We start from the raw sequence: 23,848 nt of genomic DNA on the forward strand, positions 1-23,848 counted from the left end.
ATGAGTCAAAAGCCAACATATCAACCCGGAAAATTCCAATGGTCTTTCTTACTTCCTCAGTATTGGGGAATTTGGATAGGGATTGTATTTCTTATGATTTTGGCGATTCTTCCATGGGCAATTCAGTATCGCCTTGGGCAATTCCTCGGTTCTGTCGCATTTAACAATCTCAAATCACGTCGTAAAACCACGATTCGCAACTTGGAAGTTTGCTTTCCTGAATGGACGTCAGAACAAGTTGAAGCCAATGCACGACAGGTTTTTATCGACCAAATGATTGGCATTTTTGAAACTTTAAATGCATGGTACAGCCCGCAGTGGTTCAAAAATCGGGTGCAAATTGAAGGCTTAGAGCATATTCAAAATGCACAAGCTGAAGGCAAAGGTATTTTGCTCCTCGGCACACATTCTACCCTGCTCGATGCAGGTGGTTATTTATGCGCACAGTTTTTTGAGCCGGATGTGGTTTATCGTCCGCAAAATAATCCGCTGTTGGATATGTTGATTGTGCGTTGCCGTGGCACCATCTATGCCAACCAAATCGACCATGATGATATGCGTGGCTTAATTCGTAATCTGAAAAATGGCCATGCCATTTGGTACAGTCCTGATCAGGACTTTGGTTTAAAACAGGGGGTCATGGCACCGTTTTTTGGTACTCCCGCAGCCACTGTTACTGCACATCGTCGCTTATTAAAAATTGCTAAAGCCGTGGCGATCCCGTTGTATTTTTATCGAGACGGCGACATCAGCAACCCTCAATATCATGTATTGATTGAACCTGCTTTGGACAATTTTCCGAGTGACGATGACGTTTCGGATGCTATTCGAACCAATAAAATTATTGAAAATCAGCTGCGAATCGCACCGACACAATACATGTGGTTCCATCGCCGCTTTAAAACCCGCCCACAAGGCTATGACAAAATCTATTGAGTTCAACTCAGCACATAAAAAAGAGAAATGCTATGAAAGTAATGCAGCTTTTACCTGAATTGAACAGTGGTGGTGTCGAGCGAGGAACCTTAGAAATAGCTCGTGCTTTAGTGACCGCTGGCCATGAGTCCTTAGTGGTTTCAAATGGCGGCCGCATGGTGGCTCAACTGGAAGCTGAAGGCTCAACACACCTCACGCTCGCAATCCATAAAAAAGCCTTATCGAGCTTATGGCAAATTCGTCCTCTACGTAAACTGATTGAGCAGCATCAACCAGATATCGTGCATGTGCGATCACGTGTCCCCGCGTGGCTCACGCATTTTGCCCTCAAAGGGATTCCAGCTAACAAGCGACCTCATTTGATTTCAACTGTACATGGCTTTTATTCGATTAATCGCTACAGTCAAATCATGACACAGGCTGAAAAAGTCATTGCGGTCTCGGATAGTGTTGTCAAATACATCACGGACAACTATAAAAACTGTCCTACCGAGGACATTGTGCGTATTTATCGTGGTATCGACCCTGCTGCTTTTCCACATGGCTATCAACCCTCAGCACAGTGGCTCAATCAAACCCTAAAAGACTTCCCTGAACTGGAAAATAAACGTCTAATTTGCTTACCAGGCCGTATCACCCGTTTGAAAGGTCATGAAACCCTGATCCATTTAATGGAACAGCTACAAGCACAGTATCCCGACGTACATGCGGTGGTAGTCGGTGGTGCTGATCCGAAAAAAGCGGCTTATTTACAAGAAATGCAAGACAGCATTGCGGCTAAAGGACTGAGTGATCGGATTACTTTTGTCGGTCACCGTTCAGATATCCGTGAATGGTTAGCTTTTAGCGATTTGGTTTTATCTTTGTCGAGCCAAGCGGAAACCTTTGGACGGACCGTACTCGAAGCACTGTCTGTAGGTACACCTGTGATTGGTTGGAACCGTGGTGGCGTGGCTGAAATTTTATCGAATGTCTATCCGCAAGGTTTAGTCACTGTCGATGATGAAACACAATTACTCGATACCTTAAAGTTGCATTTAGACCAACCACAACACGTGCAGCCTATCAGCATGTTTAGTTTAAAAGAGATGTGTGATCAGACTTTGGAGTTGTATACGCAAGTGGTCTCTCAGCATTCAGCTTGATTGACTCCTCGCCATAGATCTTTGCTGTGCAGGATAACGCTCTGGAAATCTTTTTAATTCAGCATCTAGAAAGGATATTGTGAAATGTACAATATCCTTTTTTATTATGAATGACTCAATGGTGATTCAACCCTTCCATACTCGGTATCGGGCCATCAACCAAAGGATTAACGGCAGTAACAAGACATTCAAAATATGTTGCAAACTTTGCCCTATACGCCAATAACCTCTATCTAAAATATCATGCCGTGCATTAAACAATTCCAACCCCACTGCGACGACCACAGCGCTCCAAATCGCATAATGTGATTTCAATTGGCGGTGATGGCAAAAGGCCACAAAAAAGAACAGGATTAAGCCAAGGTAAATGGAAAGTGCGTCGGTGGATAAGTGTGTAATCTGCAATATTTTCTGGTGCCATTCGGACAGCATAGAACGCCTCATACCTATATTTTTATTGGAAATTCATCGCTTTTTTCTTGGAACACTGTATAAAGAAATTGATCAAAAGAAAAGCAAAAATATGTATATCACAAAAGCAAAACCCGAGTTCTGCATCCTGCAAAACTCGGGTCTATGAGGTTGTGCTTTCACAAGTATTCTTTTTATTTTTTATTGGCTTTCCTTTCCTGCATCCGTTCCGTGATGCTTCCATCGGCTTCGTCTTCCTTAGTGGGATGTTCCGTTCCCAGTTCCATGTGCCGATGAACAAAGAATAAGTCAATACACTTGACCTGACCATTCGTCAGAAGCCGAAAGCTGTGTAAGCTATTTCTTACACTTTTCTCTTAAATCAAACAAAATCAAGGTGCCTTCGTACCATCCTTATAATCACGGGCGATTTCATCGGTCACCATTTTCTCCTCTTTTTCGGCTTTTTCTATGCCTTCCTGAATGGCCTCTTGCGCTTCTTGTTCATCTTCATCCGTTTGCTCCAATTCTTCTTGGATTTGCTCAAATACCCTACCTGTTTGCAGCACCACATAGACTGGGAAATGGTCTGAACCGATATTGGGCAAGCGTTCCATGTGTACTAAGGCAAAATCTGTACTATGAAAAATATGGTCGAGCGACCAACGCAGCAGTGGATAATTCGCATGAAAGGTATTCACGAAATGCCGTCCAACTCGTGGGTCTAAAAGCCCACTGATCCGTTGAAAGAGTCGTGTGGTCCGTGACCATGCCACATCATTCAAGTCCCCCATAACGATGCAACTTTCATCTAAATCTTTGATCTGATCACCCACAATCAGCAATTCTGCATCGCGTAAGGTTGAATCTTTTGCTTCCGTTGGACTTGGCGGTTTGGGATGTAAACAATACAGTTGTACCTGATTTCCTGACGCTAAGGTGACTTGGGTATGAATCGAAGGAATTTCATCACTGAGAATAAATTTAACTTCAGTTTCAGTGAGTTCTAACTTGCTATACAAATGCATGCCATACAAATTATCCAAAGGCACTGGAACGCGGTAAGGATAATCAGCCTCAATCACCGCCAATTCATTTTGCCAAGTTTGATCGGTTTCTAGCGTGAGGACCAAGTCCGGTTGATGCTTCTGTATTTGTGCCAATAACAAATGATATTGGGTATTTGGCGTGAGTACATTGGAGACAATAATTGAAATCTGTTTTTGTGTATCTAACTGGTCTGATCGGACTTGTTTGACTTGTTTTTTCCACAGAAAGGTATAAGGCAAAACCATTTTCAATTGATATGCCAAGGCGGCAATCAAACCAATTAAAATGATTTCACGTGCCAAGTCCCATTCGGCATTCCATAAAATTAAGCCCATGAAGGCAAATATACCCAAAGCCAAGATTTGCAGGCGCGGAAAATCTGCACCACGAAACCACCATTCATCTCGTGGGATCAGTGACCAAAATGTCAACCAAATGACGAAGCCCGCCAGTATTTCAATCCAAATCATCACGCCTCCCTTATATTCTTTATTTTTTATTGATTCATAAATTTATATCAGTTTTGCATGTAACATAAACAAGATATATTGCACAATATTATTGGTGTTTTCATTATGTAGCGCTTGCAGTTATGCGCCCTTTTGGTACACTCGAACCCCCTTTTATTTTTTAACGCACCGAGGCAAAGTGACATGAAAGTAGGTCTGGTCGGTTGGCGCGGGATGGTTGGTTCCGTCCTTATGCAACGTATGGTTGAAGAAAACGATTTCGCTCATTTCGAACCGTTTTATTTCTCTACCAGTAATGCAGGTGGTGAAGCCCCTGCGTTTGGTGGTAAGACTGCCCCAGCACTTATGGATGCAACGGACATTGATAGTCTGAAGCAAATGGATGTCATTATCACCTGCCAAGGTGGCGATTATACGACTGAAGTTTTCCCTAAGCTGAAAGCTGATAACTGGAATGGTTACTGGATCGATGCCGCATCGACTTTACGTATGGATGATGAAGCGATCATCGTACTTGACCCAGTAAACATGAACGTGATCAAAGACGGCTTAGTAAAAGGCACAAAAACCTTCGTGGGCGGTAACTGTACCGTTTCATTGATGTTAATGGGTTTAGGCGGTCTATTCCAAAATAATTTAGTGGAATGGGCAACGTCTATGACGTATCAAGCGGCTTCTGGTGCAGGCGCGCAAAACATGCGTGAACTGATTTCAGGTATGGGCTACTTGTACAACAATACTAAAGATTTGCTGGATGACCCACGTTCACCAATTTTAGATATCGATTCTAAAATTGCACAATTACAACGTGGCGAAGGTTTCCCATCTGCAAACTTCGGTGTGCCTTTAGCAGGTTCGCTCATTCCTTATATCGACAAACAGCTTGAAAGCGGTCAGTCGAAAGAAGAATGGAAAGGTCAAGTTGAAACCAACAAGATCTTAGGCAACCAGCAAATCGTTCCAATCGATGGACACTGTGTCCGTATTGGTGCGATGCGTTGTCACTCACAAGCATTGACTTTAAAACTTCGTAAAGATGTTCCACTGGATGAAATCGAAGATATCATCGCTAGTGCCAACGATTGGTCTAAAGTTGTTCCAAATACACGTGAAGCCTCAATGACTGATCTGACTCCTGTTGCTGTAACTGGCACCTTGTCTGTTCCAGTTGGTCGTCTACGTAAGCTCAACATGGGTAAAGAATACCTAGGCGCATTCACTGTGGGTGACCAATTGCTTTGGGGTGCTGCTGAACCTTTACGTCGTATGCTAAGAATTCTCATTGATTATAAAAATGCTTAAGCATTTTTAAGTCTCTGAACAAGAAGCCGATCACAATTGATCGGCTTTTTTATGTAACTGTCGTGTAAATATTTTACAATTCTTCGACAACTCGCTAATCTATAATTTTCGCCATGCGACATATATTCGAGCTAAAGATTAAGATGACCGTATATAACAAATTAAAGATCGCCATTTTAGCCGTTATTGCATCTCAAAACATTCAAGCGATCAGCATTGATCCTGTACAAGTCCAGTCAGCACCCGGGGAATTGCTGTACGCTGAGATTCATTTTCGCCACTCCAATACATCTGTGCCGCTCAATGCAAGTTTAGCCACAGCAGAGGATTTGCTGAGTATGGGTACAGGGCATCAACCACCGGGGCATTTAAACTTCTTCACGCGTCGTGATGGTGCGGGCAATGGGGTAATTACCATTACCTCTTCGCGTCCAGTGACCGATGCTGAGCTTAATTTTATTGTCAATATTAAAGAAGGTAATGCTTCACGCCTGCAACAAATTCGCACACCATTAAAACGCAATCCAGCGCCGTCGAATGCGACTCAAACCCGTGCCAATGAGCGTGCTTTAGCACCTGTTGTGATCGTAAATGAAAAAGAAATTGCCTTAAATTTACCTGTTAGCACCCTCTACACCGCAAAAGCACCTGTAGCTGCAGAACAACCCTTATTACTCAGTACCAAAGCACCGCCAAAGTTAGCACAATTAGCAACGTCAACGCCTGTTGCGATTGAACCTGTCACGCATGTGCAAAATTATAGCGTTGCACCTACGGAGCAAAATAGCGCAAGTACATCATCTGGTTCTGAAACATCAATTTCGCAAGTTACAAAAACCAATTCGACCGGCTCTGTCAGTTCAGAAATGCAAGCCACACAAGCTGCAACAGCATCAACTGCAAGATCTCAAGACCCATTGGCACAAAAATTTGCTGCGGAGCAGGCAGCACAAAAACGTGAAAATCCAACAACGACAGCTCAAACAGCATCTACACCAAAACCAACAATTACTGCGGCTTCATCGACAGCAACACCAGCGGCAAAATATGTGGTTCGCTCAAATGAAAGCCTTTGGGGGATTGCCTCACGTATTGCGACAGAACAAAACCGCCCTGTTTCTGAAGTCATGCAACAGATTAAAAACAGCAACGAACATGCATTCATTCAAGGCGATGTAAACCGTCTGCGCCGTGGTGCTGCCTTAAATCTGCATGGTATGCAGCAAGCAAAACAGCCTGTAAAAGTCTCTGCTGCAGAACTTGCCAAAGTACCTTCGAAGCAGTCAGGTAAAACCAAATACCGCTTAAATCAAGCTGAAATGAGTCTGGTTGCAGAGAAAGCGCAAGATTCGGCACAATCTTCTGCCAACAGTGCAGCAGAAAAGAATAAAACTTCGAAAGAGTTGTCATTAAAAGTTATGACATCTCGTGAAAAAACCGTTAAATTACAGAGAAACGTAACTCAATTAGAATTGGCGCTAAATCAAAAGGATCACAGAATTCAATTATTAAATGCTCGTCTTGCTCAACTGCAACAACAGTTGAAAGCTCAACAAGCAGATAAAAGAAGCCAATAAACTAAAACGTTACCAATCAAGATTTTATAGGGATGAGTGCAACTTTATATCGCTCTATCTCCAAGGGGTTAAAACATGCTGATTTATGTGATTCCATTAGTGATCTTAGTGATCGTATTGGTTTTTTTAAACAAACGCCAAAAAGATCAAGAATCAGATAAAGCCAAACCAACATCCACTAAAACCAAGAAAACGGGTGTTTCGGCCAAAGCGACTCCGAAGAAAACTCAAGTGGTTGAAAGCAGTGTCATTGAAAAAAAATCAATGACGCCATTAACGACCGATGCTCGTGGCAAAATTGAAAAATTAATTACGGAACGTAATTTCTTTTCTGCTGAAGCGCAAATCAATCAATCACTAAAACGTGATAACTCACAACATGAGTTATATCTATATCTATTAGATATTCACATTTTACAAAAAGACGAGTTTGCCATCAGCCAATTGCTGAGCCATATTCGTTCACTTGAACTTGATGAAATTTTAGAACAAGCTGAAGCAAAAAAAGTAGAGTTTGAAAATTCTCAAAATGTGAAAGATGATGCCATTAACTTTGTATCACCGATCACTGAAGAGGCTCCATCAAAAGCTCAAAATACCTCTGATTTTGATGCTTTAATGCAAAGTTCAACTGCTGCACCTGTTGAGCCCAAAACAGCCGAAATTAAACCACTAGATTTTAATTTCACAACTGAAACGCCAGCAAAAGCAGACATTTCAACCCCAGTTGAAAGTACTCCTGCTGAAAAAATACAGCCGCTTGAATTTGACACGCTTTCAATTTCACCAGAACCTGCACTTGAAGCAACACCGAAAACCGAAGAGATTGCTCAGCCATCTCCTGCCGTTGAAGAAATCAAGCCAATTGATTTTGCAATGGACTTTGCCCCAAGCACTGAAGCTGCGGCTGAAACCAAAACAGAAACTGTAGAAGAAAAAATCGAGCCTTTAGACTTTTCATTTACAACAGAAACACCAGTTGTAGAAGAAAACAAAGTTGAAGCTCCAACCTTAAACTTTGACTTAGGTGCTTTTGAAACAGCAAAAACAGAAGAAGCGGTTGTCGCTCCTGCAACAGAGTTTAACCTAGAGTCTACGCCTGAAGAGAAACCTGCTGCACCTGCATCAAGTGGTGTGAGTTTTGACATTAGCGGTTTAGGCACACCGTCAACCCCATCTGCTACAGACCAAAACGATCCATTGGTTCAATCTTTCCCTGAACTGGTTGAAGTCAATGAAATTGAATTGAATCTTGAATTGGCAGCGCAATACATCAAACTAGGTGCTTATGACGCTGCACGTGAAATTTTGACTGAAAAAGAAGCTGAGTTTTCTTCAGCTCAGCGTCAACAAGCAGATCAGTTACTGAATCAAATCGCATCTTAAGCAAAAGCGATTTAAACTAAAGCAGTCTCTCAAGGCTGCTTTTTTTATGATGAAAAAAATTGCTCTTATTTATATGGGTGGTACCTTCGGTTGTATCGGTGAACCTTTAAGCCCCATGCCAGCGAATGCGTTTTTACCTAAATTACAGCATGTGCTGCCACTACACCTAAACATTGAGTGTTTTGTCGCACCTGTTATTCGTGACAGTAGTGCCTGTACCGCGCCCGATTGGCTGGCACTGATCCAACAAATTCAAAGCTCACAATTACAACAATTTCAGCATTTCGTGATTATTCATGGCACAGACACGCTTAGCTATGCTAGCGCAGTGCTTGCACACTTTATGGGACAGTCTGCTCATATCGTGCTAACAGGCAGCCAATATCCGTTGTTTAATGTGGCTGGTGACAACACCCGTGAATTTACCGATGCCATCGACAATTTAAATTTTTCATTGGAATCGGTACACCAATCGAGTGTTGGGGTTTATTTGGCCTTTCATCATCAATTGATGCATGCTCAATCCGCACTAAAAGTACATACAACCGATCTAAAAGCTTTTGATGGACAGTCAGCCACACAGCCACTTTCAATGCTGACGTCGCCTTATATTGTTCAAGCCAATGATTTAGACAAAGCGGCTCATTTCAATTGCCTGAATTGGATGTGGCAACCGATAGCAACCGATCTACACAGTCAAAATTTAGCGGCTCTGCTTTCACACACGCCAGATGTTTTAATTTTGCAAGGTTTTGGTACAGGCAACATTGCCGTTGATGCTGAATTACTCAATGTATTGAAGGCTATACAACAAAAAAATTGCCAAATTGTTTTAAGTACACAGGTTGTTCATGGCGGTATAGATCAGCGCTATGCTGTCAGTGACTGGGTCAAAGACAGCGGAATATTACTGAGCAATTGTTTGGGGCATGCAGATCTTTATGCCAAATGTTTGAAAATGTATTTACAATACGGCAGTGCCGCAGACTGGACTGCGCATTGGAACGATTAAGTCATTTGAGGTAACTATGCAACGTTTTGCGATTGGGATTGAGTTTTGTGGCATGCAATACAAGGGCTGGCAAACTCAGCAACCGGGCGTACCAAGCGTGCAAGAAACCATTGAAACCGTCCTCAGTAAAGTGGCCAATGAGCCAATCATGTTGCACGGCGCTGGCCGAACAGATGCCGGCGTCCATGCAACCAATATGGTGGCACATTTCGATACTCAGGCGATTCGCCCCATTCGCGGATGGTTAATGGGCAGCAATAGCCAATTACCCCGTGATATCTCCATCCAATGGATTAAGGAAATGGATCAGGACTTCCATGCCCGCTTTAAAGCGCAAGCACGTCGTTATCGCTATGTGGTTTATAATAATCCACAGCGCCCAGCTTTACTGCACAAGCAAGTGACCCATGTTTATGCCAAGCTAGATGTACTGAAAATGCAACGTGCCGCGGCCAAATTTGAAGGCACTCATAATTTCGAAAGCTTCCGTGCCGCAGCCTGTCAGTCCAATCAGCCAGTTCGTCATGTCAGCCATTGCCGTCTGATCCAACACGGATGTTACTTAGTCCTAGATATTCAGGCCGATGGTTTTTTACATCACATGGTGCGTAACATCATGGGCTGTTTATTGGAAATTGGGCAAGGTATGTATGACGTTGACCATATTGACGACATTTTTGCGGCTGAAGATCGTAAAGCAGCAGGTGTCACTGCACCACCCGATGGGCTGTATTTTATCCATGCAGACTATCCAGCTCAGTTTGAACTTCCTCAAGTTCCACTGGGACCACATTGGTTAAATATGCCTGAATAAAAAATCCACCCCAACCTCCCTTTCGCAAAGGGAGGAATTTCATTTTCGCCATTGCTAGGCTTTAAAATGAAAGTCCCCCTTTCAAAAGGGGGATTCTGTTTAGGAAAGACTTTTAAATATTCAACCTTAACGCTGCTTTCGTTTACGATATTCCACAGGCGTTTCATTGGTCCAGCGTTTAAATGCGCGATAGAACGTACTTGGTTCAGAAAACCCCGTTAAGTACACAATACGCTCAACACTTTCATTGGTATTGGCCAATAATTTTTTAGCCAAACGACAGCGATAGTCTGACAAAATTTGCTGAAAACTGGTATTGGCTTCTGACAACTGAGTCCTTAAACGACGCGGGGTAATGTTGAGCTGCGCAGCGACCGTTTCGAGTGTGGTTTCACCGCTTTCAAGCGTTGAACCAATAGCACGGCGAACTTCACCAACCAAATCATAACGCGCCAACTCTTGAAGTTTTTCAATCGCTAACTGCTCATGCAATTGTAATAACTCAGGTTCTGCCTGCCACAATTGATACTCTAAAATAGCCGGATCAAAATATAATCGGGTTTCTTTTTGCCCTAAGCTCACAGGGCATTCATAGACACGGAAATACTCATCATCTGGCGCGCCCTGACTAAAGTTAAAGTCGATATAAATCGGCTGAAAACGCCCTTCAGTAATAAACTTAAAGAAACGCAAAACACCGGACATCGCGCATTCAGAAAAATGACGATTCACGATATTTTCTGCCCAAGGCTGATGACCATTGGTCAAATAGCAGCGGTCATCTTCAATGACCAATTGCGCATGAAAGGCATCGCTAATTAGGCGTTGATACGCCAAAGCTCGCTTTAAACCTTCACCAAAATTCTCAGATGAAATGAATAAGTGTTCAATCACCTGCCCTCGATATAAAGGCAAATGCTCTCCCAGATGCAAACCAATGTCAGGATCCTTACTGACTTCTTCTGCAGCCACCCAGAATGCAAATTGCGCATTCAATGGGGTACGGTCATTGGTTTCAACCTGATTTAATGCCACACCCGCTTTTGTTAAAATTTCTTCTGTTGGCAATCCGGCACGACGAATCGCTTGATACCCTAAACGCAACACAACAGATGCATCAGTTAGCTGACCCACTCCAGAACCTTCCTTGTATGTACTTCATTTATACCTAAAAAGATTGATTTTAGATTAACTGCGATTGACCAAACTGACAACAGTTACTGCACATTTTTTGTTGAAAATATTTAACTGAATTGTTCGCTTATTTTACTGACAGTCGATCAGTTCAAAGCCTTTTACGGCTTGTATTCTGAAAAAAAATTGACTATAATTTGCGCCTTGCTAATTTATTCATTCAGGTAGGCTATGGCCAATAAAGAGGAACTCATCGAGTTCGAAGGCGTTGTCACCGAGACGCTTCCTAATACTATGTTCCGTGTACGTTTAGAAAACGGTCATGAAGTGATTGCTCACATCTCTGGCAAAATGCGTAAACACTATATCCGTATTTTGACTGGCGACAGTGTTAAAGTAGAAATGACACCTTATGATTTGACTAAGGGTCGTATCACTTACCGTGCGCGCTAAGTTTTAGCGAAGCGAAAAAGCCACTTTATAAGTGGCTTTTTTTGTATTTATTTCAATGCAATGATAAAAATTGACTGCAAATTTGCTTTCCTTTACAGTCTAAAAACATAAAAAATTCGATTATAAAATTCAAAATATAAGGACATAAAATCATATGAAACATCTAGGATTAGTCGGTGCTATCTTTTGTGTTGCTTGCGCCACGACCGGCCAAAAGCAACTCAATCAATCCCTACAACACTATATTGGACAGCCAGCTGATCAAGTCCGTAAAGAGCTCAACTTGAGTCAATTGGGCTACAAAGTGATGGGAGCACCTGTACAAAGCAATGAGAAACTCAGTTATACCATTTTACGCTCGATGCCAATCCCGATAGGTACACCGAATATCGGCACCAGTATAGCCATGGGCGCCCCTATCCCAACGCCGTCTAAAGGTGGTGTCACTGTCGATATGGAATGTAAAATCGAGTTCAAATTACGCAATCAAATAGTTGAATCCATTGACTATGTTGGCAGAGCTTGTTGATCCTATATTAGAATACTAGAGGCTAATCTTGCTCGGATGACCGTGTATCAAATGACTACAGTGTTATACAGACCGATCTGACTAAACTGAATTTATTTCGTGAGGAACTGACCCATGAAATTTATTTTAGAAGAAGATCATCGTTTTATTCGCCCGATATTGCGCATGGGATGCGTTCTAAGCATTGTATTGTTGGCTGGCTGTACCACGACATCAACGATATCCTCCGTTGAACGTGAACGCTATTTAGCCTCATTTATTGGTCAATCGAGCCAAGCGATTCAAGCAGAACTCAACCTCAGCAAACTCGGCTATCAAAGAACCTCTCCCGTAGAGGTCAGTTCTGACTACCTTCGTTATCGTGTCGCACGCCCGATCAGTATTCCTTTACCGATGGCGGAAAATCCTGCAATAGGCATGGGCAGCGGTGCTGCTGTGCCGATTCCCAGTGGAAATACACGCTATGAGGTGGAGTTAAACTGCCTTATTCAATTTCGCTTAAAGCATAATATTGCAACTGATGTCCAATTAACTGGTCGCACCTGTTAGCGCATCAATTCTAGGGTTGATAATTTCTAGGCACAAAAAAAACGCAGCATAAACGCTGCGTTTTTTTAGATTCAACATTAGTTCAATGCAGAAACTACAGCTTGACCCATTTCAACAGTACCGACTTGAGTACTGCCTTCTGACATGATGTCACCTGTACGTAAGCCTTGATCTAAGACATTACCTACAGCATCTTCAATTGCTTTTGCCGCCGCTTCTTCACGGAAGGTATAACGTAGCATCATAGCAACAGACAGAATTGTGGCTAATGGGTTCGCAATGTTTTGACCTGCGATATCTGGCGCTGAACCGTGGCAAGGTTCATACATGCCTTTACCATTTTCATCTAAAGAAGCCGATGGCAACATGCCGATAGAACCGGTTAACATCGCCGCTTCATCAGACAAGATATCGCCGAACAAGTTACCAGTTACGATCACATCAAACTGTTTTGGCGCACGAACCAATTGCATGGCAGCATTGTCAACATACATATGAGACAAGTTAATTTCAGGATACTGCTCTTCTTTTAACGCAGTTACGGTTTGTTTCCAAAGCTCAGTCACTTCTAGTACGTTGGCTTTATCCACTGAACATACTTTACCACCACGTAAGTTCGCCATTTCAAAAGCAACTTTGGCAATACGCTTGATTTCAGATTCTGCATATACGTCAGTATTAAAACCTTGTTTTTCACCGTTTTCGAGTTCACGAATACCACGTGGTTGACCGAAATAGATCCCGCCAGTTAACTCACGTACGATCAAAATATCCAAACCTGCTACGATTTCAGGTTTTAAGCTCGATGCATCTGCAAGCTGCGGATAAAGAATGGCTGGACGTAAATTAGCAAATAAATTTAATTCTGAACGAATTTTTAATAGGCCACGTTCTGGACGAATTGAACGCTCAATAGTATCCCACTTAGGACCACCCACTGCACCCAATAAAATCGCATCCGCAGTCTTCGCTTGTGCTGCTGTTACATCTGGATAAGGTGAACCGTGTGCGTCGATCGCTGCACCACCTAAAAGACCTTGTTCCCAAGTCAAACCTAAGTTGAATTTCTCGTTTACACGTGTCAGCACTTGTTCAGCCGCTTTCACGATTTCAGGACCAATACCATCACCTGGTAAAATCAAAATATGTTTTGACATGAGTCTTTCCATTTATACGCTGGCTTGATTACCAGTCAGATTTAAAGTTTCTTTTCTACAAACTCACCAAGTCCTGTGAGGACATTGTAGGGTCGGCAGAATCGTCGAATCGTTTTTGCACCTTGCTTTAAGTCTACACAGAGCGGATCAGGCGCAGATTTATCCAGTAAACTGCCTCTGTTTTTTGAACGCTCACGGTACATTTTAAAGGTGTACTCGTGTTTGGACCTAAAGTTGTGAATGACATGCAAGCGCTCTGCTTTTTCCTGAGAAATTGGATAATAGCGAATCACGACTTCATGCTGACCTGAAGGTACAGACAAATACAAAGGATTTGGCTCAGACAATGAACGACCATTCAACCGTACAATGCCTGCTTTAATCGCAGCACGTTGTACATGTTGATTATTTGGATCAACCACCTGTATTTGATCAAAACGCTCAAATTCACAATGCGCTGTACCTGCACAGTAAATCAAAGCATTATTTTTTGTACTTTCAGTTTCTTTCACATTTTTAATGCGTGCCGTGTCAAAGCTTTGACAGGCAGAGAGCGTTGCGAACAGCGCTCCCGTTACAACCAGCTGACCGAAGAACTTTTTCATTTTTCGAACCCAACCTGATAAATTCTGGCTAACGTATAAATTTTGTTTCGCCTGATATTAGCAAGACTTAAGCCGACTGACTACTAAGAAGTTCTACAGTGACACTGACTTAAGCTTTAATTTCTGCAAATACCCAAGGGCGAGATGCTTTGGTTTTTTCTTCATAAGCGCGGATATCATCGGCTGCTTGTAAGGTTAAACCGATATCATCCAAGCCATTCAATAAGCAGTGTTTACGGAATGGATCGACTTCAAATGTAAATGCTTCACCACTCGGTGTACGTACTTCTTGCGCAGCCAAATCAATGGTTAATTGATAGCCTTCTGATGCAGCACATTCTTTAAATAACTGATCGACGATCTCTTCAGACAAGATCACTGGCAACATGCCATTTTTAAAGCTGTTATTAAAGAAAATGTCCGCATAACTTGGTGCAATGACGGTACGGAAACCATATTCTTCTAATGCCCAAGGCGCATGCTCACGGCTCGAACCACAACCAAAGTTTGCACGAGAGATCAAAATCGACGCACCTTGATAACGCGGTTTGTTCAATTCAAAATCTGGGTTAATTGGACGTTTTGAAATGTCCTGACCTAAATAACCTTCATCCAAATAGCGTAACTCATCAAATAAGTTGGCTCCGAAGCCTGTACGTTTAATAGATTTCAAAAACTGTTTTGGAATAATTAAATCTGTATCCACATTGGCACGGTCTAATGGTGCAACGATACCTTGTTCAACGGTATATTTTTTCATGCGATTTGCTCCTATTAGCCCTGATTAGAAGGTACGAACGTCAACGAAGTGACCTGCAATTGCCGCAGCTGCTGCCATTGCTGGACTCACCAAATGCGTACGACCACCATTACCTTGACGACCTTCAAAGTTACGGTTAGACGTCGATGCACAGTGCTCACCTGGTTGCAACTTGTCAGCATTCATTGCCAAACACATTGAGCAACCCGGCTCACGCCATTCAAAGCCCGCTTCGATTAAGATTTTATCTAAGCCTTCTGCTTCTGCTTGTGCTTTAACTAAACCTGAACCCGGCACCACCATGGCTTGCTTAATCGATGCCGCCACTTTTTTGCCTTTGGCCACTTCAGCCGCAGCACGAATATCTTCAATGCGTGAGTTGGTACATGAACCAATGAATACGCGGTCTAATTGGATATCTGCTAAAGCTTGACCCGCTTCTAAACCCATATAGTTGTATGCACGTGTCCAGTCATTACGCTGTACATCATCTTTGGCTTGTTCTAAAGTTGGCACTGCTTGAGATACAGGAATCACCATCTCAGGAGAAGTTCCCCAAGACACTTGTGGCTCAATTTCTTCACCTTGTAACACCACAACAGTATCAAAATGCGCTCCTTCATCAGACACTAAAGTATTCCAATACTCTACTGCAGCATCCCACTGTTCACCTTTTGGTGCATACGGACGGTCTTTCACATAGGCAATGGTTTTGTCATCGACAGCCACCATACCCACGCGCGCGCCACCTTCGATCGCCATGTTACAAACCGTCATACGACCTTCAATCGACATATCACGGAATACTTGACCACCAAATTCAATCGCGTGACCTGTACCACCTGCTGTACCGATTTTACCGATAATTGCTAAAACCACGTCTTTAGGAGTTACGCCTTGACCCAATTGACCGTCAACACGCACCAACATGTTCTTCATTTTCTTTTGAACTAAGCATTGGGTTGCCAATACATGTTCAACTTCAGATGTGCCGATACCATGAGCCAAGCAACCAAATGCACCATGCGTTGCAGTATGTGAGTCACCACACACCACGGTCATACCCGGCAACGTTAAACCTTGTTCAGGCCCAACCACATGCGCGATCCCTTGACGTACATCGTTGATGTCAAACTGGGCAACATTAAAAGTTTTACAGTTGTCATCTAAAGTTTGCACTTGGATACGTGAGGTATCATCTTCAATACCCGCAATACCTTCAGCACGCTCCTTAGTAGAAGTAGGTACGTTATGGTCTGGCGTTGCAACGTTAGCGCTTAAACGCCATGGCTTACGACCTGCAAGCTGTAGCCCTTCAAAGGCTTGTGGAGAAGTCACTTCATGCAATAAATGACGGTCGATATACAATAATGAAGAGCCATCATCTCGTTGTTTTACTAGATGGTCATCCCACAATTTGTCATACAAGGTTTTTTTTGTTTGGGTTTCCGCTTTTTGGGTTTCGCCTGCCATGTCGATTTGCTCCACTGGACTGGGTAAATTCTTTCGTTAAATCGATTATAACCACGTATTCACATAAATCTAATTTATCATTTTTATTAGTTTGAAAACTTATAGGAATGATATTTAACTGCTGATTTCCGCTGCATTTTAATCACCATTGATGCGTTCAAAACAGGCTCACTTCAATACTTTCAGCAAATGAAACTTTAGATTTTTCTCCGACTTTTTGATCACTTTCTGCCATTTTTAAATGGTGATTTAGAAATTCAATGATCATAAATTGAATTTCCTCTTTTACATTGCAAATAAGAATCATTATTATTAACTCATTGCCAAGATTTATCAATTTAACAAGGAGCATTCTCATGGCACACATTAACAAGTTCGTCGAAAATAATCAGCGCATGTTCAAAAAAACCTTGAGCTATTACATCATGCATATCACGGTTGCGATGTTGGTTGGTTATTACGTGACAGGCAGTATTGCAATGGCCATTACCTTAAGTTTACTAGAACCAACTGTTCAAGCGGTTGCCTTTTTCTTCCATGAAAAAGCATGGGAAAAGAAAGATAAAGCAGCAGAGGAAAATATCCCCGCTTAATTCAACCCTGCTCCTTGTAAAAAAACCACCATCACGGTGGTTTTTTTAATGACCTTCAAACGTTCCTTTACTCTATCCACTTTAACTTTCTATTCATTTCATCCTATAGATTCAATTGCAGACGGATCATCAAAGCTTGGTTTTTTGCTGTATGGCCAGCTGATCATGCGCCTCAACCAATTGTTCTATCGCAAGAATCAGTTTGTTTTTTGCCGCATTACACTCGGCAGCTGCACGGTTTTCGTCGTCTTCATCATCTGCGATTTCATATATCGCACAGCGCTTTTCGACTGTCCCTTCAAAAATATCCAATAAATTTTTAATGTGTTTAATATCCATCGCCTTCTCCCTGTGAGGTACAGCATCGCTAATCGATGCCGCCCTGACTGTACCTGTTGCTTTAATTATTCAATGAAAAGTTGTTCCCCAAGCCATCAAAACTTGAGTTCATTTTTTGTTTTAGTTCAATACTGAGTTAAAAAGAAACGCCATCGCTCCACTTTAATTCAAACGGTTGAAATACTTTTCAGCCCTGTATTTTTTATATTATGCATAACTCTGGTTTCGGTTTAAAAAACAACTTTGTAACAACGCATTTGAGCTAAAAACGTCTCAGCCCAATCTTAAATCATGCAGCGACCAACTTCTCAAATAACACTATTGAACCCTGAAAATCACCTCAGATTTAACGCGTCATCTGGCTTGAACGCCTAGTTTTAAATCAAAAGATACAACTTTTCCTTTGATTTATTCTTAAAATATTATAACAATGAGACTACGCATAAAAATTCTTTATAGGAATGAAGATGAATCTCGCAGCCTTTGAAGCCTTTGTAAAAGTCATGGAAACTGGTTCGATCTCTTTGGCAGCAGATCAGCTCTTCATTACGCAACCTGCTGTGACCAAGCGTATTCACAGTTTAGAAGAATACTTCGGTGTCAAACTTTTTGAATCCGCGGGTCGTGGTGTTCAAGCGACGCATGCAGCAAACTCTCTCTTGCCAAAAGTAAAAAGCTGGCTGAATGAGTTGGGCGATATTCACCATACGCTCAGCCATGAGCAAGGTCAGGTTCAAGGTAAACTGAAAATTGGTACTAGCCATCATATCGGCTTGCACCATTTACCGGCGCATTTACGTCAATATGTACAACAGTTTCCAGAAGTGACCTTAGATGTACACTTTGTTGATTCTGAACAAGCCCATGAGCAAGTTTTGGCTGGCGACTTAGAGTTGGCATTTTTGACTTTACCGCCACAGGGTGACAGCCGTTTAAAATACATCACGACATGGAATGATCCATTGGTATTCGTGGTTGCGCCTTTCCATCCTTTGGCGCAAGTCGAACATTTGACCTTAGAGGATTTGATCCAATACCCAAGTCTTTTACCTGCGGCGCAAACCTATACCAGTCAAATTACTTTGGCTGAGTTTGAAAAGTATGGACTCAAGCCAAAAGTCACCATGAGCAATAACTCACTTGAGTCGATTCGCATGTTGGTTTCAATTGGTCTAGGTTGGTCAGTCCTTCCTAAAACCTTATTGAACCAAGATTTAAAACAACTGAATTTACCTTCAAATATGAATCGTCAATTGGGCATGGTATGGCACCCAGGCCGTACTCAGTCACTTGCTGCACAAAAGCTGGTTGAATTGATGAAACACATCTAATTGAATTTTTACCTACAAAATTCAGTTATTAATCAAGCCACCGTTATGGTGGCTTTTTTATTGATCTGTTTGAGCGTTTAGAAAAAGCGAATGATTTGATTTGCCAAGTGTTGAACAGTCCTTGTTGAAGGATCGCTTAAATTTCTTTTGCATTAAAAATGGGATCACCTTTTTCAGCCGATCCCATTAAAAAATAAAGGAAGACCCGTCAGTTTTACTTCGTCAATGAATCTTCATGTAATGATTCATTCAATTGATCAACAATAATCGCCCATTCACCATCTGACTTAATTTTTTCGGCCAAGAATTGGCGCTGAGCATCTGTCCAATAATCTGCTTCGGTGATTTTAGTTTGGGCACTGAGTTGATGCGTCACGATAAATAAAGCAATCGCGTCTTCACTCGAATCTAAACCCAGTTGTTCAAATAGATGAGTCATGCGTGGACGTACACTCATTGTCATTCTCCGTATTAAAACTTATTGTTTATGGATACAAAATTATTCTGTTTTAAGGATATAACACGGAACGAACACGCACTCAATTACAGAATTCTATAGCGGTGAAAATTGAATAAAAGGCAAACTGAGCATAATCATCACGACCGATTGAATAAATACCAACAATAAAGGCAGCCCCCAGTTCACTCCGCCTTCTTCAGCAAATACCTGCTCACTATATTTAGGCTGCTGCATATAGGCTTTGGTCTTTTGCACAGCAAAATCGCTATAAAGCCGCTTTCCGATCCCAGCGAGTATGATGTTAGGAATCAATGCTAGTCCTATTAAAACCTTATCTGGCACACCGATGATGAGTGCCAGCATGCTAATCAAAAAACCAACCGCAAAGAATAAGAAGAAATAGCGATACATCTTCCGATAGAGCAACCAATAAGGTCCACAAATTAGCCCAGCCCAACTCAGGCTACTGTTCTGCCCACCTTGTTGTTCTATGAACTTTAAATAAGATTGAGCACGTGGCCCAATAAAGATTTGAATCAAATGTTTAAAAGAAGCTTCTGTCTGCATATGGAGCGATAGTTCAAATAAGTGAGCCGAAGTTTAATCAAAAGGACGTCAAATAAAAAAGCATCTCAAGATGCTTTTTTATGTTTATCTTTAGGCTTGAATTGACCAGTCTTGTATGTCCCAACCTTGTTCTTTTGCTAGGACTTCTAAACGGTCATCAGGGTTGATTGCAAAGGCATGATCAGCATATTCCAACAGGAAACGGTCATTAATCGAATCTGAATAGGCCCAAGACTCTGTCACATCACGACCTTCTAACCATTGATTCAAACGGACTAATTTGCCCTTTTGGTAGCACGGAGTATTGATTACTTTACCGGTATATTTACCATCCACAACTTCGGCATTGGTCGCAATAATTTCAGTAATACCAAATTCACGAAAAATCGGTGCGGTAATAAAATCAGACGTTGCGGTGATCCCGACCAATTGATGCCCTGCATCTTGATGGCGCTGAATGGCAGCAAAGCCCTCTGGACGCATTTGCGCACGAATGACTTTTTTCATAAACAACTGATGTAACTCAGTTAAGTAGGCATTGTCATGTTGAGTTAAAAACTCAAATACAAATTCGTTATAGGCAATTGGGTCAAGCTGGCCTTTTTTATAATCATCATAAAATTTGTCATTCATGGCACGATGATGAATTGGATCAACCAAGCCTTCATTGACCAAAAACTCCCCCCAAGAATGGTCTGAGTCGGTATTTAATAAGGTGTGATCAAGGTCAAACAGTGCCAATTTCATGAAAATACTCGTAAAAGCTGAAATTTAAGAAAAAAATTGTAAATCTATCTCCGCTAGTCGATAGAAATTCGTTAAGATCATAACAATTTTAACATTTTTACACTTTGCTTTTTCGAGATGGACACAGAAATAAACGTCCCCGTGAGCAAAGTCATAAATTACACAATATTTAGGTAGCCAAATGATCGATTCAGAAGGTTTCCGACCCAACGTCGGGATCATTTTGGCAAACGACATTGGACAAGTTTTATGGGCAAAGCGCATTGGTCACAATGCCTGGCAATTTCCACAAGGAGGTATCCAACATGGAGAAACCCCCGAACAGGCACTTTACCGTGAGCTGAGAGAAGAAGTTGGCTTACTGCCCGAACACGTCCAGGTGATAGCACAAACCCAAGGTTGGTTGCGCTATCGTTTGCCACATCGGTATATACGTACGGATTCAGACCCCGTTTGTATTGGTCAAAAACAAAAGTGGTTTTTATTGAAACTGACAGCTTCAGCACAGCATATTCAGCTGGATTTGTCAGATCCACCTGAGTTTGATCAATGGCAATGGGTCAGCTATTGGTACCCATTGGGACAAGTGGTGAATTTTAAACGCGATGTATATCGTAAAGCCATGGTGGAACTGTGCAATCAGCTTCCGCAAAAACCGTAAAAATTTGCAGAATGGATGCAGATTTTTAGGATGAGTGTTGTTATAAATAAAGCAGAATAAATTTTGGAGCAGACACGATGTCGAACATGCAACTGGATACCTTAAGACGCATAGTCCAAGAGATTAATGCGTCGGCCAGTTTGCATGAATCTTTAGACATTATGGTCAATCAAGTGGCCGAAGCCATGCATGTGGATGTCTGCTCAATCTACTTGCTTGATGAACGAAATCATCGTTATTTACTGATGGCTTCTAAGGGTTTAAACCCTGAAGCCGTTGGACATGTCTCTTTGCATACCAGTGAAGGTTTGGTCGGCTTAGTTGGACAACGTGAAGAAATCGTCAACTTAGACAGTGCGCCCAAACATGAACGCTTTATGTATCTGCCAGAAACAGGGGAAGAAATTTACAATTCCTTCCTCGGTGTTCCGGTGATGTATCGTCGTAAAGTTATGGGCGTCTTGGTGGTTCAAAACAAAGAACCACAAGACTTTAGCGAAGCTGCCGAATCCTTCCTCGTGACCCTATGCGCTCAACTTTCAGGGGTAATTGCCCATGCACATGCCGTCGGGAATATCGAAGTCTTTCGTAAGCCCAACAACCTCCCTGCCTATAAAACCTTCCAAGGCATTTCAGGTTCAGGCGGTATTGCGCTAGGTCGTGCAGTCATCTTATATCCACCTGCTGATTTGGCTTCAGTCCCCGATCGTGAAGCCGATGACATCAGTGAAGAACTCGAATTACTCGACAATGCCATAGACGCAGTTCGCCAAGAAATTCTGTCCCTCGATGAAAAGATGCAAGATGCCCTGATGGCCGAAGAACGGGCATTATTTAGCGTGTTCTTACGGATGCTCGATGCCAATGCCCTCCCCGCGGAAATCAAAAGTGAAATTCGTGACGGCAACTGGGCACAAGGTTCGGTACGCATTGTCATTGATAAACACATTGCACTGTTTGCACAGATGGAAGATGACTATCTCCGTGAACGTGTTTCAGACTTAAAAGATCTAGGGCGTCGTATCTTGGCTTTTTTACAAGAAGCTGATGCCAGTCACCGTGAAATCACCGATGAAAGCATTTTAATTGGTGAAGAAATTTCTACGGCTGCCTTGGTTGAACTCCCTGTCGATAAAATCGCGGCGATTGTGACCACCGAAGGTGCCATGAACTCACACATGGTGATTGTGGCGCGTGCTCTCGGCATTCCAACTGTAGTCGGTGTGACTGAACTACCGATTAATACCCTCGATGATGTCGAAATGATCGTCGATGCACATCAGGGTCGTGTATTCATCAATCCCCCTCGTCGATTACGCACACGTTATAAAGAGATTCAAAAAGAAGAAGAGCAAATTGCTAAAGATCTGAAACAATACGAAACCAAAGATGCCATCACCCCAGATGGCGTCGCGGTTCGATTGTTTGTAAATACAGGCTTGATGATCGATGTAGTTCGCGGTGTACAACGTGGCGCCAAAGGTGTCGGTCTATACCGTTCAGAAATTCCGTTTATGCTGCGTGATCGCTTCCCAGGTGAAGAAGAACAACGGGCGATTTATCGTCAACAGCTCAGTCATTTTGCCAATAAACCAGTGGTGATGCGTACCCTCGATATTGGTGCAGATAAAGATCTTCCTTATTTCTCGATTGAAGAAGAAAACTCTGCACTGGGTTGGCGTGGAATTCGCTTTACCCTCGATCATCCTGAGATTTTTTCAGCCCAAATTCGTGCCATGCTCAAAGCCAGTATTGGCCTGAACAACTTGCATATTTTGCTGCCAATGGTGACCAGTGTCAGCGAAGTCGAAGAAGCATTGTATTTGCTCGATCGTGACTGGCAAGCGGTGCAAGAAGAAGAACAGGTGAAAATTACCAAACCCAAAATCGGCATCATGGTCGAAGTGCCGAGTGTGCTGTTACAGATCGATGAGTTTGCTGAATTGGTTGACTTCTTCTCGGTCGGATCTAACGATTTAACCCAATATTTACTTGCGGTTGACCGTAATAACCCACGGGTTGCCAATGTCTATTCACACTCACACCCAGCCGTACTTCGTGCGCTGACTCGCTTGGTGCAAGAATGTCATAAATATGACAAGCCGATCAGCATCTGCGGGGAAATGGCCGGTGATCCACTCACCGCTATTTTACTGATGGCGATGGGCTTTAATACCCTATCGATGAGTTCGAGTAACATTCTCAAAGTCCGTAAAGCCATCTGCCATGTGCCGATGCCCGATGCAAAAGAGCTCTTGGATCGTGCATTGAGCATGAATAATCCATTAATGGTGAAAAGTATGATGGAGTATTACTTCAAGACTCATGGTCTTGGTGATATGGTGAAATCGGCAACCCGAATCGTGAGTGCTTAAAACCACTCATGT

Annotated in this window: 25 protein-coding genes; 14 read left to right on the plus strand and 11 right to left on the minus strand. The window is 42.4% G+C overall.

Annotated elements, in window-relative coordinates; all coding sequences use genetic code 11:
• Together lpxL and B1202_RS06215 are read left to right on the plus strand one after the other, a co-directional pair.
• Nucleotides 1-936, plus strand: a complete 936-nt coding sequence (gene lpxL / locus B1202_RS06210) for an LpxL/LpxP family Kdo(2)-lipid IV(A) lauroyl/palmitoleoyl acyltransferase (protein WP_078189709.1) — start codon at nt 1-3, stop codon at nt 934-936.
• Nucleotides 937-968: 32 nt separating this feature from the next.
• Nucleotides 969-2,081, plus strand: coding sequence for a glycosyltransferase family 4 protein (locus B1202_RS06215; protein WP_078189710.1), 1,113 nt, complete (start codon nt 969-971; stop codon nt 2,079-2,081).
• A 126-nt stretch (nt 2,082-2,207) separates the two neighbouring features.
• Here B1202_RS06215 and B1202_RS06220 read toward each other — a convergent pair whose 3' ends face one another.
• Entirely contained in the window at nt 2,208-2,513 is a 306-nt protein-coding gene (locus B1202_RS06220; RefSeq protein WP_228145136.1) for a hypothetical protein, read from the minus strand.
• A gap of 371 nt (nt 2,514-2,884) precedes the next feature.
• Nucleotides 2,885-4,012, minus strand: coding sequence for an endonuclease/exonuclease/phosphatase family protein (locus B1202_RS06230; RefSeq protein ID WP_078189712.1), 1,128 nt, complete (start codon nt 4,010-4,012; stop codon nt 2,885-2,887).
• Between the two features lie 183 nt (nt 4,013-4,195).
• On the opposite strand from B1202_RS06230, the gene asd reads away from it, so the two are divergent.
• The 5 genes from asd to truA all read left to right on the plus strand — a co-directional run bounded on the left by asd (nt 4,196) and on the right by truA (nt 10,103).
• The gene (gene asd, locus B1202_RS06235) at nt 4,196-5,314 is read left to right on the plus strand and encodes an aspartate-semialdehyde dehydrogenase (RefSeq protein ID WP_078189713.1); all 1,119 of its coding nucleotides are present in this window, start codon (nt 4,196-4,198) and stop codon (nt 5,312-5,314) included.
• 143 nt (nt 5,315-5,457) lie between these two features.
• Nucleotides 5,458-6,891, plus strand: coding sequence for a hypothetical protein (locus tag B1202_RS06240; RefSeq protein ID WP_078189714.1), 1,434 nt, complete (start codon nt 5,458-5,460; stop codon nt 6,889-6,891).
• 75 nt (nt 6,892-6,966) lie between these two features.
• Nucleotides 6,967-8,277: a hypothetical protein gene (locus tag B1202_RS06245; protein ID WP_078189715.1), complete on the plus strand. Its 1,311-nt coding sequence runs from the start codon at nt 6,967-6,969 to the stop codon at nt 8,275-8,277.
• Between the two features lie 49 nt (nt 8,278-8,326).
• On the plus strand, nt 8,327-9,289 hold the full coding sequence (locus B1202_RS06250; protein WP_078189841.1) for an asparaginase domain-containing protein: 963 nt from the start codon (nt 8,327-8,329) through the stop codon (nt 9,287-9,289).
• Between the two features lie 16 nt (nt 9,290-9,305).
• Nucleotides 9,306-10,103 (plus strand): tRNA pseudouridine(38-40) synthase TruA, encoded by a 798-nt coding sequence (gene truA, locus B1202_RS06255; RefSeq protein WP_078189716.1) that lies wholly within the window; start codon nt 9,306-9,308, stop codon nt 10,101-10,103.
• 126 nt (nt 10,104-10,229) lie between these two features.
• On the opposite strand, the gene B1202_RS06260 is transcribed toward truA, so the two are convergent.
• Nucleotides 10,230-11,237, minus strand: coding sequence for an AraC family transcriptional regulator (locus B1202_RS06260; protein WP_078189717.1), 1,008 nt, complete (start codon nt 11,235-11,237; stop codon nt 10,230-10,232).
• A gap of 231 nt (nt 11,238-11,468) precedes the next feature.
• Between B1202_RS06260 and infA the strand changes: the two genes are divergently transcribed.
• The 3 genes from infA to B1202_RS06275 all read left to right on the plus strand — a co-directional run bounded on the left by infA (nt 11,469) and on the right by B1202_RS06275 (nt 12,768).
• Nucleotides 11,469-11,690 (plus strand): translation initiation factor IF-1, encoded by a 222-nt coding sequence (gene infA / locus B1202_RS06265; RefSeq protein ID WP_001284370.1) that lies wholly within the window; start codon nt 11,469-11,471, stop codon nt 11,688-11,690.
• A 154-nt stretch (nt 11,691-11,844) separates the two neighbouring features.
• Nucleotides 11,845-12,219 (plus strand): hypothetical protein, encoded by a 375-nt coding sequence (locus B1202_RS06270; protein WP_078189718.1) that lies wholly within the window; start codon nt 11,845-11,847, stop codon nt 12,217-12,219.
• Between the two features lie 114 nt (nt 12,220-12,333).
• Complete coding sequence (locus B1202_RS06275) at nt 12,334-12,768, plus strand: hypothetical protein (protein ID WP_416202506.1); 435 nt, start codon at nt 12,334-12,336, stop codon at nt 12,766-12,768.
• A gap of 77 nt (nt 12,769-12,845) precedes the next feature.
• On the opposite strand, the gene leuB is transcribed toward B1202_RS06275, so the two are convergent.
• The 4 genes from leuB to leuC all read right to left on the minus strand — a co-directional run bounded on the left by leuB (nt 12,846) and on the right by leuC (nt 16,763).
• The gene (gene leuB, locus B1202_RS06280) at nt 12,846-13,925 is read right to left on the minus strand and encodes a 3-isopropylmalate dehydrogenase (RefSeq protein WP_078189719.1); all 1,080 of its coding nucleotides are present in this window, start codon (nt 13,923-13,925) and stop codon (nt 12,846-12,848) included.
• A 41-nt stretch (nt 13,926-13,966) separates the two neighbouring features.
• Complete coding sequence (locus B1202_RS06285; protein ID WP_078189720.1) at nt 13,967-14,530, minus strand: hypothetical protein; 564 nt, start codon at nt 14,528-14,530, stop codon at nt 13,967-13,969.
• A 109-nt stretch (nt 14,531-14,639) separates the two neighbouring features.
• A complete protein-coding gene (gene leuD, locus B1202_RS06290) occupies nt 14,640-15,290 on the minus strand; it encodes a 3-isopropylmalate dehydratase small subunit (protein WP_078189721.1) in 651 nt (216 codons plus the stop codon).
• A gap of 24 nt (nt 15,291-15,314) precedes the next feature.
• Nucleotides 15,315-16,763: a 3-isopropylmalate dehydratase large subunit gene (gene leuC / locus B1202_RS06295; RefSeq protein WP_078189722.1), complete on the minus strand. Its 1,449-nt coding sequence runs from the start codon at nt 16,761-16,763 to the stop codon at nt 15,315-15,317.
• Between the two features lie 356 nt (nt 16,764-17,119).
• Here leuC and B1202_RS06300 point away from each other — a divergent pair, with 356 nt between their 5' ends.
• Nucleotides 17,120-17,356, plus strand: coding sequence for a DUF2061 domain-containing protein (locus B1202_RS06300; RefSeq protein WP_078189723.1), 237 nt, complete (start codon nt 17,120-17,122; stop codon nt 17,354-17,356).
• A gap of 129 nt (nt 17,357-17,485) precedes the next feature.
• Here B1202_RS06300 and B1202_RS06305 read toward each other — a convergent pair whose 3' ends face one another.
• Nucleotides 17,486-17,695 carry a hypothetical protein gene (locus B1202_RS06305; protein WP_078189724.1) on the minus strand — a complete coding sequence of 70 codons (210 nt, stop codon included), beginning with the start codon at nt 17,693-17,695 and terminating at the stop codon, nt 17,486-17,488.
• Nucleotides 17,696-18,162: 467 nt separating this feature from the next.
• Here B1202_RS06305 and B1202_RS06310 point away from each other — a divergent pair, with 467 nt between their 5' ends.
• Nucleotides 18,163-19,026 (plus strand): LysR family transcriptional regulator, encoded by an 864-nt coding sequence (locus B1202_RS06310; protein ID WP_078189725.1) that lies wholly within the window; start codon nt 18,163-18,165, stop codon nt 19,024-19,026.
• 214 nt (nt 19,027-19,240) lie between these two features.
• On the opposite strand, the gene B1202_RS06315 is transcribed toward B1202_RS06310, so the two are convergent.
• From B1202_RS06315 to B1202_RS06325, 3 genes are all read right to left on the minus strand, one after another.
• Entirely contained in the window at nt 19,241-19,483 is a 243-nt protein-coding gene (locus B1202_RS06315) for a DUF2789 family protein (RefSeq protein WP_078189726.1), read from the minus strand.
• Between the two features lie 96 nt (nt 19,484-19,579).
• Nucleotides 19,580-20,053: a DUF2628 domain-containing protein gene (locus B1202_RS06320; protein WP_078189727.1), complete on the minus strand. Its 474-nt coding sequence runs from the start codon at nt 20,051-20,053 to the stop codon at nt 19,580-19,582.
• Between the two features lie 90 nt (nt 20,054-20,143).
• Nucleotides 20,144-20,800, minus strand: coding sequence for an HAD family hydrolase (locus B1202_RS06325; RefSeq protein ID WP_078189728.1), 657 nt, complete (start codon nt 20,798-20,800; stop codon nt 20,144-20,146).
• A 181-nt stretch (nt 20,801-20,981) separates the two neighbouring features.
• Between B1202_RS06325 and B1202_RS06330 the strand changes: the two genes are divergently transcribed.
• Complete coding sequence (locus B1202_RS06330) at nt 20,982-21,461, plus strand: RNA pyrophosphohydrolase (protein WP_078189729.1); 480 nt, start codon at nt 20,982-20,984, stop codon at nt 21,459-21,461.
• A 77-nt stretch (nt 21,462-21,538) separates the two neighbouring features.
• Entirely contained in the window at nt 21,539-23,836 is a 2,298-nt protein-coding gene (gene ptsP / locus B1202_RS06335) for a phosphoenolpyruvate--protein phosphotransferase (RefSeq protein WP_078189730.1), read from the plus strand.
• Nucleotides 23,837-23,848: the final 12 nt, after the last annotated feature.

The sequence above is a fragment of the Acinetobacter amyesii genome, assembly GCF_002018365.1.
Lineage (GTDB): Bacteria > Pseudomonadota > Gammaproteobacteria > Pseudomonadales > Moraxellaceae > Acinetobacter > Acinetobacter amyesii.